The sequence below is a fragment of the Burkholderia sp. MS389 genome, from assembly GCF_016899425.1.
Lineage (GTDB): Bacteria > Pseudomonadota > Gammaproteobacteria > Burkholderiales > Burkholderiaceae > Burkholderia > Burkholderia sola.
This window is the reverse complement of the sequence record NZ_CP045994.1, coordinates 1,745,567-1,759,777: the sequence shown is the minus strand read 5'-3', so window position 1 is coordinate 1,759,777 and position 14,211 is coordinate 1,745,567. Positions and strand designations below refer to the sequence as shown.

The following is a 14,211-nucleotide window of genomic DNA, read 5'->3' as shown; positions in this document are numbered from 1 at the left end:
TGGAATCTATTTGAAATCGTGGAAAGGCACCGTCAACGAGTGTCAATCGTCGCCGAGATGCGATGGACGAGACGACTCGATACATCGGTCGATTACTGCCATGCCAATCCGACTATCTTGATATTTTATATAATGAAATACTCCGTCGACTGCAAATATCGACGGTATTGTTAACGGCAATCCGGGCGAATCTTACCTCACCCGTCAGTTCAAAAAAATCCCTGACAGAATTGCGAGGTCGAATCGGCATGCGACCTGTAATCAGATCTCTTGTAATTGCTTATCGGGATGACATCATTGCAAGGATTTGATCCGTTCGACCGCCGTGCTCTCGACACGCCGCGCCTGCGCGCCCCGCGACAACAACCACCGCGCCGCGCCATCGAGCGACGTGCACAGCACCAGGTAGATCACCGCGACGAACAGGAAGATCGGCGCCGGATACACCATCAGCCGGTTGTTCACCTGCGTTGCGACGAACGACAGCTCCGGCACGCCGACGATATACGCGAGCGACGTGTCCTTCACGAGCGCGACCCACTGGTTGACGAACGACGGCGTCATGATCCGGATCGCCTGCGGCAGCAGCACGTAGCGCACCGTCTGCCAGCGCGTGAGCCCGAGCGAGAGCCCCGCCTGCCATTGCCCGTCGCCCGCCGCGACGATCCCCGCATGCACCGCATGCGCGAGATACGCACCGCCGACCAGCGCCAGCGCGCACACGACCGTCGCGAGCCCCGGCACGTCCATGTGCAGCAGCACGGGCATCAGGAAATACGTCCAGAAGATCAGCATCAGCACCGGAATCGCGCGGAAGAAGCCGATGAACGCGAGCAGCAGCACGCGCGCCGGACCGCGTGCGAGCGCCATCGCGACACCGAGCGCCACGCCAAGCACGGCCGACGCGAGCGCGGACGCAAGCGCAAGCACCAGCGACAGCGCGGCGCCGCCGAGCGGGCCGTCCGGAAATGCACCGACCAACAGGTACGGCAGATTCGAGAGCAGCAGCGAAAGGTCCATCGTCAGCGCCCCGCTCCGAGCCGGTCGCGCCATTGCGTGGCCGCATACGCGCCGGCCTCGATCGCGGCCACCGCCGCGACGTACAGCAGCGTCGCGACGCCGAACGCGGCGAACGTCTTGAACGTCTCGGTCTCGACCTGCCGCGACGCATACGACAGCTCGGCCACGCCGATCGCCATCGCGAGCGACGAGTTCTTCACGAGATTCATGTATTGGCCGAACAGCGGCGGCAGCGCGATGCGCACGGCCTGCGGCAGCACCACGTAACGCAGCGACTGCGTCGGCGTGAGGCCGAGCGCGGCCGCCGCATCGTGTTGCGCACGCCGTACGCCGCGCAGGCCGGCTTCGCATTCCTCGGCGACGAACGCAGCCGTATAGGCGCTCAATCCCACCCAGCCCGCGACGAATTCGAACGACGGCCACGCGATCGTGAACGGGCCGGCGCTCACCGCATGACGCGCATTGAGCCACGCGATCCACGTATCGGGCAGCAACGACGCGACGCCGAAATACCAGAACAGCAGTTGCACGAGCAGCGGCGTGTTGCGGAACGCGACGACATACGCGGCGGCGGCCGCGCGCGGCGCCCTGCCGCGCGCATGCCGCATCACGGCGAGCAGCAGCCCGCCGACGGTCGCGGCAATCGCCGACGCGGCCGCGAGGCCGAGTGTCAGCAGGAAGCCCTGCCAGAGCCAGGACAGATATTTGGGAGCCAATCCGAGCATGCTGGAGAGCGCGCACGACGCGCGCGGTCGGATGAAAACGAAAAGCGCCGCGCGGCCGGTGTTCCGGCCGATCGCGGCGCGCGTGCAGCGAAGGTCAGGTCTTGTCGCCGATCCGGAAGATGCGCGTGAGCGGCGTCTTCGTCGTCGGCCCGAACCACGCGTCGTAGATCTGCGTGGCGCGGCCGCTCGCCTCGAGCCCCTTCAGCGTGTCGTTGACGAAGCCGAGCAGGCGCGTCTCGCCCTTCGGCACGCCGACGCCCATGTAATCGTTCGAGATCGTGAACGCCGGGATCTCGTAGTTCTGCTTGTCCGGCACGTTCGCGAGCAGGCCGATCAGCTTCGGGCCGTCCTGCGTGATGGCCTGCACGTTGCCGGCCCGCAGCGCGGCGAACGCGAACGGCGTGTCGTCGTACGCGACGATCGTCGCCTTCGGGAATTTCTCGCGCAGCGTGATCTCGTTCGTCGTGCCCTTGTCCGCGCCGACGCGCAGCGCGTTCAGCTGGTCGGCCGATTTCAGCACGCCCTTCTTCGCGAGAAACTGCTGGCCCGACGAGAAATACGGGATGCTGAAGTCGACCTGCTTCGCACGCTCGTCGGTGATCGTGAAGTTCGCGAGCACGAGGTCGACCTTGCCGGACGTCAAAAACGGAATGCGGTTCGCGGGGTTGGTCGGTTGCAGTTGCAGCTTCACGCCGAGCTTGTCGGCGAGCGCCTTCGCGTAATCGACGTCGAGACCGACGATGTGGTTGCTTTTCGCGTCGACATAACCGAACGGCGGGTTGCTGTCGAACGTCGCGACGCGCAGCACGCCGGCCTTCTTGATGTCGTCGAGACGGTCCGCATGCGCGACGGTGCCTGCGGAGATGAGCGCGACCCCGATGAGCCACGTAGCGAGCGTGTTGATTTTCATGAGCACGACCTGATTTGTTATGGAGGCCGCCGCGGATCGCGCGGCGGCACGGTTCGAAACACATCGCGACGAAGTGTGTCGTCGCGAAGCCGCTAACGTATCAGCGCGTGCGGCGAATTCGAACCAACAAATGGTGCTTTGCTCTGCGGGTTTCGTGATGAGGCACATGGGCTGCGGTCACGCACGCGGTCACACAAAAAAAGACGCCCGCTGCAAGCAGCGGGCGCGAATCCCAGTCAAGGAGGTGTCACACGAACTACGCAGCCAGATTAAGGAAATCGCCCGTCATGGACAACGAATCGATTTCCATATCGATATGACGCGGCACGCTCATGCCGGCGCGTGCGGAATCGCACGCCGCAAAAAAAACGTCCCGCCAACCGGCGGGACGTTCGTCATCATGCAAGTACGCGCGACGCGCAGCCCGATCACGGCTCGTGACGCAGATACCCTTCCTTGCTCGGATCGCGCATCCGCCACGACACGATCAGCGAGATCGCGCACAGCACGGTCACGTACCAGTAGAAGGTTTCCTCGCTGCCGATCGACTTGAACCACAGCGCAACGTACTCGGCCGAGCCGCCGAAGATCGCGTTCGCCACCGCATACGACAGGCCGACGCCCATCGCGCGCACTTCCGGCGGGAACATCTCGGCCTTGATGAGGCCGCTGATCGACGTGTAGAAACTGACGATCGCCAGCGCCACCGTGATCAGCACGAATGCGGCCACCGGGCTCGTCACGTCCTTCAGCGCGTGCATCAGCGGCACCGTGCCGATCACCGCGAACGAACCGAACAGGATCATCGACGTGCGGCGGCCGATCTTGTCCGACAGCGCGCCGAACACCGGCTGCATCAGCATGTAGACGAGCAGCGCGACGGTCATCACGTTGCTGGCCGTCTTCGCGTGCATGCCGGCCGTGTTCACGAGGTACTTCTGCATGTACGTCGTGAACGTGTAGAAGATCAGCGAGCCGCCGGCCGTGAAGCCGACCACGGTGAAGAACGCGCCCTTGTGCTGCCACACGCCGCGGATCGTGCCGGCGTCTTTCTTGTCGCGCGATGCGCTCGTCGACGTCTCGTCGAGCGACTTGCGCAGGTACAGCGAAATCAGCGCGGCCGCCGCGCCGACCACGAACGGAATGCGCCAGCCCCATGCTTTCAGCTCGCCGGCGGACAGCGTCTGCTGCAGGATCACGAGTACCAGCAGCGCGCACAGCTGGCCGCCGATCAGCGTCACGTACTGGAACGACGCGAAGAAGCCGCGACGGCCCTTCAGCGCGACTTCACTCATGTAGGTCGCGCTCGTCCCGTACTCGCCGCCCACCGACAGGCCCTGGAACAGGCGCGCGACCAGCAGCAGCGCCGGCGCGAGCGCGCCGATCTGCGCATAGGTCGGCAGCACCGCGATCACGAGCGACCCGCCGCACATCATCAGCACCGAGATCATCATCGCCGCGCGACGGCCGTGACGGTCGGCGATGCGGCCGAACAGCCAGCCGCCGATCGGACGCATCAGGAAGCCAGCCGCGAACACGCCGGCCGTGTTCAGCAACTGCGTCGTCGTGTTGCCGCTCGGGAAGAACGCCGGTGCGAAGTACAGCGCGCAGAACGAGTAGATGTAGAAGTCGAACCACTCGACGAGGTTGCCCGATGAGGCGCCGACGATGGCGAACACGCGCCGCCGGGTGTCATGCGCGGACAGCGCAGCTTGGTCGGTCTGGACGTCCATGGGTTGGTCTGTTCCTTTTAGTGCTTTCTGGGCGAGACGGCTGGGGGCCGCCGCGTGCGGTCGCACGTGGCACCGGTTCCGGCGCACGGCGCTACGGGATTTTAGCGAAATGTAAAGTAACAAGCGCTCCGGGTTCGTCCGGATGTAGAAAAATTTTCTCCCGCCACGCGTTCGTCATATGAAAACGCCAGCCCGAAGGCTGGCGTTCGATGCAAACATTTCCGACTGCGGCGACAATCACACGCGCACTTCCGGCGGCACGTAGCGGCACTCGTAGCGCTTGCGCACGGTGCCGGCCTCGTCGACGCTTTCCAGGTACACGTCGAACTGCCAGAGCCGCGCCATGTGCTTGAGCACTTCGTCGCTGTCGTTGGACAGGTGGCGGTTGTCGGTCATGAAGTGGCGCAGCGTGAGGCTGCGGTCGCCGCGCGTATTGACGGCCCACACCTGGATGTTCGGCTCGCGGTGATGGATGTCGTACTGCCGCGACAACGCCTGCCGCACGTACTGGTAACCGGAATCGTCGTGGATCGCCGATACCTCGAGCGAATCGCGCATGTCGTCGTCGAGCACCGAGAAGAGCCGCATCTCGCGGATCAGGTTCGGCGACAGGTACTGCGCGATGAAGCTCTCGTCCTTGAAGTTGCGCATCGCGTAGTGCATCGCCGGCAGCCACGGCGTGCCCGCGATCTCCGGAAACCACTTGTAGTCTTCCTCCGTCGGCGCTTCGCAGATCCGTCGGATGTCACTCATCATCGAGAAACCGAGCGCATACGGGTTGATCCCGCTGTAGTACGGCTTCGTGACGGGCGGCTGGTAGACCACGTTGCTGTGCGAATGCAGGAACTCCATCATGAAGCCGTCTTCCAGCTTCCCCTGGTTGTACAGCGTATTGAGCAACGTGTAGTGCCAGAACGTCGCCCAGCCTTCGTTCATCACCTGCGTCTGCCGCTGCGGATAGAAATACTGGCCGATCTTGCGCACGATGCGGATCACTTCCCGCTCCCACGGTTCGAGCAGCGGGGCATTCTTCTCCGCGAAATACAACAGGTTCTCCTGCGGCTCGGACGGATAGCGGTCGTCCTGCTCCTCCGTCAGCTCCGGTTTCTTGCCCGGCAGCGTACGCCACAGCTCGTTGACCTGCGACTGCAGGTACGCCTCGCGCTCGCGCCGCAGCGCCGCCTCCTTCGACAGCGACGGTTTCTGCGGCCGCTTGTAGCGGTCGACGCCGTAATTCATCAGCGCGTGGCACGAGTCGAGCAGTTCCTCGACGCGATCGAGGCCGTAGCGCTCCTCGCATTCCGCGACGTAGTTCTTCGCGTACACGAGATAATCGATGATCGCGTGCGCGTCGGTCCACAGCCGGAACAGGTAATTGCCCTTGAAGAACGAATTGTGCCCGTACGCCGCGTGCGCGATGACGAGCGCCTGCATCGTCATCGTGTTCTCTTCCATCAGATACGCGATGCACGGGTTCGAATTGATGACGATTTCGTAGGCCAGGCCCATCTGGCCGCGGCGGTAGCTCTTCTCGGTCGCGAGGAAGTGCTTGCCGAACGACCAGTGACGGTAGTTGACGGGCATCCCGACCGACGCATACGCATCCATCATCTGCTCGGCGCTGATCAGTTCGAGCTGGATCGGGTAGATGTCGAGCTCGTATTGTTCGGCGACCTGCGAGATGTGCGTGTCGTATTCCTCGAGCAATTCGAACGTCCAGTCGGACGGGCACGGCAACGGCTTGCGTTCGGCCACGTTCATACGCGCTTCCTTTTGCCCGGAACCGGGCAAGTCGGCGGCCGGCGGCGGCGGTTCGGCCTGCGCGCGTTGCTGCGGTGCGGCAGGGCCGGCCGTATCGTCGCCGGAAGGGCGCGGCTCGTAGCCGCGCGACTCGTTGTGCAGATGGCGGGTCGTCATGACATTTCCACCTGCTTTTCGAACAATTCGCGAAACACCGGGTAAATGTCCGCAGCCGATTCCACTTTTTTCATCGCGAGATGCGGTTGCGACAGGGCCAGTTGCGCGTATTCCAGCCACAGATTCTGCTCTTCCGGCGCGACCTGGATATACGCGAAGTAACGCGTCTTGGTGAGGATATCCTCTTCCAGGATTTTGCGACACTTGGGCGAATCGTCAGTCCAGTTGTCGCCGTCGGATGCCTGCGCGCCGTAGATGTTCCACTCGGTCGGCGAGTAGCGCTCGTCCATCACCTTGCGCATCAGTTCGAGCGCGCTCGACACGACCGTGCCGCCGCTTTCGGTCGAATGGAAGAAGGTGTCCTCGTCGACTTCCTCGGCGCGCGTGTGGTGGCGGATGAACACGACTTCGATGCGCTCGTAGTTGCGCTTGAGGAACAGGTAAAGCAGGATGAAGAAGCGCTTCGCGAGATCCTTGCGCTGCTCGTCCATCGAGCCCGACACGTCCATCAGGCAGAACATCACGGCCTGGCTCGACGGTTGCGGCTGCTTCACTCGGTTGATGTAGCGCAGGTCGAACGGATCGATGAACGGAATCCGCCAGATGCGCCCTTTCAGGTGATGAATCTCGGCCTCGAGCGTCGCGATTTCCGCGCGGCGGTCTTCGGGGTCGCTCTTCAGCGCCTCCAGCTGCGCCTCGAGTTCGCGCAGCTCGTTGACGAGCGGCGAGCCGAGCGCGATGCGCCGGCCGAGCGCGCTGCGCAGCGAACGCACGACGTCGATGTTGTTCGGCGTACCTTCCGCCGACCAGCCCGCGCGCACGTTCTTCCAGCTCGGCACCGTCAGCAGGTGCGTCTTCACGAGGCGCGGCAGTTCGAGATCGTCGAAGAAGTACTGCATGAATTCGTCGCGCGACAGCTCGAACACGAAGTCGTCCTGCCCTTCGCCCTCGTTGCTCGCCTGACTGCCGCCGCCGCCCGAGCCGCCCTGCGGACGCGGAATCTTGTCGCCGCGCACGTAGTCTTCATTACCCGGGTGCACATATTCGCGACGCCCGCCCGGCGCGTGCCGGAAATTCGGCTCCGCGATGTCCTTGCGCGGGATCGTGATGCTCTGCGTGCTCTGGATATCCTTGATGCTACGGTCGCGCACCGCGTCGGACACGGCACGACGAATGTAGTTCTTGACGCGACGCAGAAAGCGTTCGCGATTGGCGATGCTCTTGTTCTTGCCGGCCAGCCTGCGGTCGATGATTTGATGAAGCACTCCCGGTCTCCCGCTCGAAAGTCGATCTGCCGGGGCACTCGCCGCGCATGCCGTCTGCCGTCATGCGGGCGGCGCCTCTGAAAGCGCCCGTACGGACTCGCCGTACGGGCGCGATACCGCGCGCGTCATGACGACTTGCGCACGCGCAGGTACCAGTCGCAAAGCAGCCTCACCTGCTTCGGCGTATAGCCCTTCGCGACCATCCGGTTCACAAAGTCCTCATGCTTGCGCTGCTCCTCCGCCGAACCCTTGGCGTTGAATGAAATGACCGGCAACAGTTCTTCGGTGTTCGAGAACATCTTCTTCTCGATCACGACGCGCAACTTCTCGTAGCTCGTCCACACGGGATTCTTGCCGGCGTTCGCCGCCCGCGCACGCAACACGAAGTTCACGATCTCGTTGCGGAAATCCTTCGGATTGCTGATCCCGGCCGGCTTCTCGATCTTCTCCAGTTCCGCGTTCAGCGCGGCGCGGTCGAAGCTCTCGCCCGTGTCGTGATCGCGGAATTCCTGATCCTGGATCCAGAAGTCCGCATACGTGACGTAGCGATCGAAGATGTTCTGACCGTACTCCGAATACGACTCGAGATACGCGGTCTGGATCTCCTTGCCGATGAACTCCGCGTAGCGCGACGCGAGCACGTCCTTCACGAACGACAGATACTTCTGCTCGGTTTCCGGCGGGAACTGCTCGCGTTCGATCTGCTGCTCGAGCACGTACATCAAATGCACCGGGTTCGCCGCGACCTCGCTCGTATCGAAGTTGAACACACGAGACAGGATCTTGAACGCGAACCGTGTCGACACGCCGGTCATCCCTTCGTCCACGCCCGCGTAGTCGCGATACTCCTGGTACGACTTCGCCTTTGGATCGGTGTCCTTCAGGTTTTCGCCGTCGTACACCTGCATCTTCGAGAACAGGCTCGAATTCTCCGGCTCGTGCAGGCGCGACAGCACCGAGAACTGCGACATCATCTTCAGCGTGCCCGGCGCGCATACGGCCTCGGCCAGCGACGAATTTCGGATCAGCTTCTCGTAGATCTTGATCTCTTCCGACACGCGCAGGCAGTACGGCACCTTCACGACGAAGATCCGGTCGAGCAGTGCCTCGTTGTTGCGGTTGTTGCGGAAGGCCTTCCACTCCGATTCGTTCGAGTGCGCAAGAATCACGCCGTCGAACGGAATCGCGCCGAAACCTTCGGTGCCCTTGAAGTTGCCTTCCTGCGTGGCGGTCAGCAGCGGGTGCAGCACCTTGATCGGCGCCTTGAACATTTCGACGAATTCGAGCAGGCCCTGGTTCGCGAGGCACAGGCCGCCCGAGTAGCTGTACGCATCGGCATCGTCCTGCGCGTACTGTTCGAGCTTGCGGATATCGACCTTGCCGACCAGCGACGAGATGTCCTGGTTGTTCTCGTCGCCCGGCTCGGTCTTCGCGATGCCGACCTGCCGCAGGATCGACGGATAGCGGCGCACCACGCGGAACTGGCGGATGTCGCCGTTGTATTCGTGCAGGCGCTTGACGGCCCACGGACTCAGGATGCTTTTCAGGTAGCGGCGCGGAATGCCGTACTGTTCCTCGAGGATCGGACCATCCTCGTCGTAGTCGAACAGCCCGAGCGGCGATTCGTTGACGGGCGAGCCCTTCAGTGCATAGAACGGCACGCGCTCCATCAGTTGCTTCAGGCGCTCGGCGATCGACGACTTGCCGCCGCCCACCGGGCCCAGCAGATAGAGAATCTGCTTCTTCTCTTCAAGACCTTGCGCAGCGTGGCGGAAGTATGCGACCACCTGCTCGATCACCTCCTCCATTCCGTAGAACTCACGGAATGCCGGATACACCTTGATGACCTTGTTCGCGAAGATCCGCGACAGGCGCGGATCGTTGCGGGTATCGATCTGTTCAGGTTCCCCGATTGCTTCCAGCATGCGTTCACCAGCCGTCGCGTACGCGGATGGATCGTTCTTGCAGAGCGCGAGATACTCCTCCAGCGAGAGCTCTTCCTCTCGCGTTTTTTCGAAGCGGTTCGCGAAGCTGCTGTAAATATCCATGCTACCTCCCTCGCCTGAGTCTGAAGACGTGCCTGCCTTCGTCTGACTGCGCAGAAGCAAGCGCGTTCGAATTCATCCTAAACCCTTTCTTATTTTTTTTCACGAACTCTTCGTATGAAGTTCGTCATTCTCGACAACACCGCTTGGACAACGCATTTCGTCGTTTTACAATCGACCTCCCGAGCCGCAGAAACTGCATCCGCCGCGTCTCGTCGAACATCGAAACGTCTCGTGCGTTGGACACCTCCGACGTCGTCGCCTCTCCCTTCATTCCTATACGTTCGAGCGGTCGCGTGCGATGACACGCCGCGCGCACCGTTACAGATTTTTTTCGCAGTCCCTTACGGACATACCCGTACGACGAACGGGGGAACATGACGCGCATGCAGCGCATCGCCGAGGGTCCGTCGGTGCACGATGCGCAACGCACGTGCCGATGCACGACCGATCGTCCACGCTGTCACATTCAACTGTCGCAGAAACGACGACGCCCGCAATCGCGGGCGTCGTTGGTCACCAAATGGGGATCGATACGCGGCGCGCGCCGATCAGAACGTCTCCCAGTCGTCGCCGCCGACGGTCGCGGCGGCCGGCGCGGGCGCGGGCGCAGCCGAGACGGCGGCAGGCTTGCGCGCCGGCGCCGTCGCTGCAGCGGCCGCACGTTTCGGCGCGGCGTCGCGTTCGACGCGCGCGGCAGCCGGTGCGGGGGCCGCCGCCGGAGCGGAAGGCGCACGCGGAGCAGGACGCGCCGCCACCGCAACGACGGCGCCCGCGCGTGCCGCTCCGTCGTCGAGCTGGAATACCGCCGCCGTTTCGCGCAGGCGGGCCGCCTGTTCTTCGAGCGACTGCGCGGCAGCCGCGGCTTCCTCGACGAGTGCGGCATTCTGCTGCGTGACCTCGTCCATCTGCGTGACCGCGCGCGCCACCTGGTCGATCCCGCCGCTTTGCTCCTCGGACGCCGCCGCGATCTCGCCCATGATGTCCGTCACGCGCTGAACCGCGCTGATCACGTCGCTCATCGTGCGCCCGGCTTCGTCGACCAGCGTCGAGCCGGTCCGGATCCGCTCCACCGACGCGTCGATCAGCGCCTTGATTTCCTTCGCCGCGCTCGACGAACGCTGCGCGAGGCTGCGCACTTCGCCGGCGACAACCGCGAAGCCTCGGCCTTCCTCGCCGGCCCGCGCGGCTTCGACGGCCGCATTCAGCGCAAGAATGTTGGTCTGGAACGCGATTCCCTCGATGATCGCGATGATGTCCGCGATTTTCGCCGAGCTGTCGTTGATTTCGCCCATCGTGCCGACCACCTGGCCGACCACCGTATTGCCCTTGTTTGCAATCTCGGACGCATTCGCGGCCAGCGAGCTTGCCTGACGCGCATTGTCCGCGTTCTGCTTCACGGTGCCGGTCAGTTGCTCCATGCTCGACGCGGTTTCCTGCAGCGCGGCGGCCTGTTCCTCGGTACGCGACGACAGGTCGATGTTGCCGGCCGCGATCTGGCGGGCCGCGGTCGCGATCGACTCGCTGCCGCCGCGCACGGTGCGCACCGTGTCGACGAGCCCGCGCTGCATCCTCGCGAGGCCCTCCAGCATCTGGCCCATCTCGTCGCGCCGGTCCACGACGATCGGCCGGCGCAGGTCGCCCGCGGCGATCGCGTCGAAATGCGACAGCGCGTCGGCGATCGGGCGGCCGATCGCGCGGCTCAGCGTCAGCCACGACAGCACCGCGGCGCCGATGCCGGCCAACAGCACGACGATCGACAGCACGCGCATCGTCTCGAACACCGATTCCGCCTGATCGAAGTGCGCCTGCGCATTGGTGAACTGGAAGTTGCGCAGCGCTTCGCCGGCCGCGGCCAGCTCGGTATAGCGCGCCTGAAGCTGCTTCGCGCCGTCGCCGATCCGGTCATGATCGCCGGCCGCGACCGCACTCGCGAACGCGTCGCAACTGGCCTGCAGCACCTTGCGCCGGGCGGCGACGTCCTGTGCGAGCCGGTCCTCGTCGGCGTCGCGCGGCAGCGCAAGGTATTTCTGCCACCACGCGTCCGACTGCGTGCGCATCGCGCGGCTGCGCTCGATGGCCGCCGCCGAGTCCGGCGTGCCGGCCAGCAGCGCCGCACGGTCGAGTGCGAGGCGCTCGCGTGCGGCGAACATTTCCGAGACCGCGACGTCGACCGCGCTCGGCATCTGGTTCGTGTAAATCTCGCGCGTCGACTCGTTCGAACGCGTCATCCCGTGCAGACCAAGCACGCCGGTGACAGCCAGCAGTACCGCCAGAAACGCCATCGTCAAACCGATGCGCGCACGAATCGTCAGGTTCCTGAACACCATCATCCACCCTGTGTTGCGTCGTCATGAACGGGCCCGGCCCGTTGGCTCGAAGCATTGCTTCACTCGGTGCATTTACGACCGCGCGGCGCATAACTTGATGGTTTTGCCGTGTTTATTTCGCATTATTCGTCTGTTTATTGAATAAGACTGAATAATCGACGCAATTCGGGTCGGAGCGAAAACGGGGGCGAACGCGCGTCGGCGCGCCAATGCAGCGCACCCGGCCGTCTCGTGCGACGGACCGGGCGCGTGGGGAACCGAAAACGCGAGACCGGGGATCCGGCCCTAGTCGGCCAGTTCCGCCCGCGTCGGGATCGAGGGCTGGGCGCCCGCGCGCGTCACCGACAGCGCCGCCGCGCGTTGCGCGAAGCGAATGGCGGTATCGACGTCCGCGCCGGCCGCGAGCCGTGCGGAGAAGCCGCCGATGAAGGTGTCGCCGGCCGCCGTCGTGTCGATGGCCTGCACGACCGGCGCCGGATAGTGCCGCGCGGCGCCGTCGGCCGTCAGCGCGAGCACGCCGCGCGCGCCGAGGGTGATCAGCACGTTGCGCGCGCCGCCGGCCTGGAGCGCCCGCGCGGCGGCTTCGGCGTCGGCCGGGTCGCGCACCGGCAGCCCGGTCAGCGCGGCCGCCTCGACCTCGTTCGGGATCAGGTAATCGACGAGCTGCAGCCAGCCGTCCGGCAGCGGCGCGACGGCCGGGGCCGGATTGAGCACCACCGTGCGGCCGAGCCGGCGTCCGGCCGACAGCGCCGCGAACACCGCGGCCGGCGGCGTCTCGAGCTGGCAGATCAGCACGTCGGCCGTCGCCAGCGCGGCCTCGTACCGTGCGATCGTGTCGGTCGTGACCTCGCCGTTGCCGCCCGCGACGATCACGATCGCGTTCTGGCTCGCATCGTCGACGACGATCAGCGCGACGCCGGTCGACGCCGACGCGCTCGTCGCGAGCCCCGTGCAGTCGATTCCCTCGGCCTCGAGGCCCGCGCGCAGTGCCGCGCCGTGCGCATCCGCGCCGACGCAGCCGATCATCGCGACCTGCGCGCCGAGCCGGGCGGCGGCGACGGCCTGGTTGCCGCCCTTGCCGCCCGCCGCCTGCGCGAACGCGTGCCCGGCGAGCGTTTCGCCCGGCAGCGGCAGCCGCGGCGCGCGCACGACGAGATCCATGTTGAGGCTGCCGACCACCGTCACGCGGCCGGCGCCCGTTGCGCTCGCCGTCATGCGCGCGCACCCGGCGCGGCCGGCTCGCGATAGACGGCCGTCGATTCGCGCAGCACGAGGCGCGGCGACACGACACGGCGGCGGCTCGGCACGGCGGTCGAGCCGCCGCCGATCCGTTCGATCAACGTCTGCGCGGCCATTTCGCCGAGCGCGCGCACCGACTGGCCGACCGTCGACAGCGCCGGATACGTGTAGCGGGAAAATTCGATGTCGTCGAAGCCGATGATCGAACAGTCGTCGGGCACGCGCAGCCCGCGCTCGGCCGCCGCGCGCAGCGCGCCGACCCCCATCAGGTCGTTGCCCGCGAAGATCGCGCTCGGCCGTACCGATTCGAACAACCGCGACGCCGCGTGATAGCCGCCGAGGCATGAGAAATCGCTTTCGGCGATCGCGCCCGGCACGATGTCGACGCCGCGCTCGGCCATCGCGCGGATGAAGCCGTGTACGCGCATCGCGCTGACCGCGGTGTCGGTCGGCCCGGTGATGCAGCCGATCTTCGCGTGTCCGAGTTCGAGCAGGTGGCGCGTCGCCAGGTATGCGCCGCGCTCGTGGTCGATCTGCACGAGATCGGCCGCGAGCCCCTCGATGTTGCGGTCGACGACGACGAGCGGCGCATGGATATCCGCGAGCGTCTGCGCGAGCACCGCGTCCTCGCCGGCCGATGCGACGATCAGCCCATCGATGCGTTTTTCCTGCAGCACGCGCAGGTAGTTGCGCTGCTTCACGGGATCGTCGTCCGAATTGCAGAAGAACACGCAATAGCCGTTGGCCGCGCACTGATCCTCGATGCCGCGCGCCAGCTCGGCGAAGTACGGATTCGTGCTGTTCGGCACGACGAGGCCGATGGTCGCCGTCGCCCGCGCCTTCAGCGAGCGCGCCACGGCCGATGGCACGTAATTCAGCTCGCGGATCGCGCCCTCGACCTTCGCACGCACGTCGGCGGACACCGGCCGCGAATTGTTCACCACGTGCGAGACGGTCGTAAACGACACGCCCGCCATGGCCGCCACATCCTTGATCGTCGCCATTTCCCGTTTCTCTCTGGTCTGTT

The 14,211-nt window shown here is 64.9% G+C and carries 10 protein-coding genes; all 10 read right to left on the bottom strand.

What is annotated here, in order from left to right; translation table 11 throughout:
• Positions 1 to 294: 294 nt before the first annotated feature.
• Positions 295 to 1,020, bottom strand: coding sequence for an amino acid ABC transporter permease (locus tag GJG85_RS08200; protein WP_089488647.1), 726 nt, complete (start codon positions 1,018 to 1,020; stop codon positions 295 to 297).
• A gap of 2 nt (positions 1,021 to 1,022) precedes the next feature.
• Positions 1,023 to 1,745, bottom strand: coding sequence for an amino acid ABC transporter permease (locus GJG85_RS08195; protein ID WP_204383836.1), 723 nt, complete (start codon positions 1,743 to 1,745; stop codon positions 1,023 to 1,025).
• A gap of 94 nt (positions 1,746 to 1,839) precedes the next feature.
• Positions 1,840 to 2,655, bottom strand: a complete 816-nt coding sequence (locus GJG85_RS08190) for an ABC transporter substrate-binding protein (protein ID WP_124556421.1) — start codon at positions 2,653 to 2,655, stop codon at positions 1,840 to 1,842.
• 428 nt (positions 2,656 to 3,083) lie between these two features.
• Positions 3,084 to 4,388, bottom strand: coding sequence for an MFS family transporter (locus tag GJG85_RS08185; protein ID WP_050012591.1), 1,305 nt, complete (start codon positions 4,386 to 4,388; stop codon positions 3,084 to 3,086).
• Positions 4,389 to 4,625: 237 nt separating this feature from the next.
• Positions 4,626 to 6,305 (bottom strand): SpoVR family protein, encoded by a 1,680-nt coding sequence (locus GJG85_RS08180; RefSeq protein WP_089488418.1) that lies wholly within the window; start codon positions 6,303 to 6,305, stop codon positions 4,626 to 4,628.
• On the bottom strand, positions 6,302 to 7,570 hold the full coding sequence (locus GJG85_RS08175; RefSeq protein WP_006476064.1) for a YeaH/YhbH family protein: 1,269 nt from the start codon (positions 7,568 to 7,570) through the stop codon (positions 6,302 to 6,304). Before GJG85_RS08175 ends, GJG85_RS08180 begins: the two co-directional genes overlap by 4 nt.
• Positions 7,571 to 7,695: 125 nt before the next feature.
• Entirely contained in the window at positions 7,696 to 9,618 is a 1,923-nt protein-coding gene (locus GJG85_RS08170) for a PrkA family serine protein kinase (RefSeq protein WP_027784391.1), read from the bottom strand.
• Positions 9,619 to 10,166: 548 nt separating this feature from the next.
• Complete coding sequence (locus tag GJG85_RS08165; RefSeq protein ID WP_204383860.1) at positions 10,167 to 11,945, bottom strand: methyl-accepting chemotaxis protein; 1,779 nt, start codon at positions 11,943 to 11,945, stop codon at positions 10,167 to 10,169.
• A 285-nt stretch (positions 11,946 to 12,230) separates the two neighbouring features.
• A complete protein-coding gene (gene rbsK / locus GJG85_RS08160; RefSeq protein ID WP_204383834.1) occupies positions 12,231 to 13,160 on the bottom strand; it encodes a ribokinase in 930 nt (309 codons plus the stop codon).
• The gene (locus tag GJG85_RS08155; RefSeq protein WP_050012587.1) at positions 13,157 to 14,188 is read right to left on the bottom strand and encodes a LacI family DNA-binding transcriptional regulator; all 1,032 of its coding nucleotides are present in this window, start codon (positions 14,186 to 14,188) and stop codon (positions 13,157 to 13,159) included. Before GJG85_RS08155 ends, rbsK begins: the two co-directional genes overlap by 4 nt.
• Positions 14,189 to 14,211 lie beyond the last annotated feature (23 nt).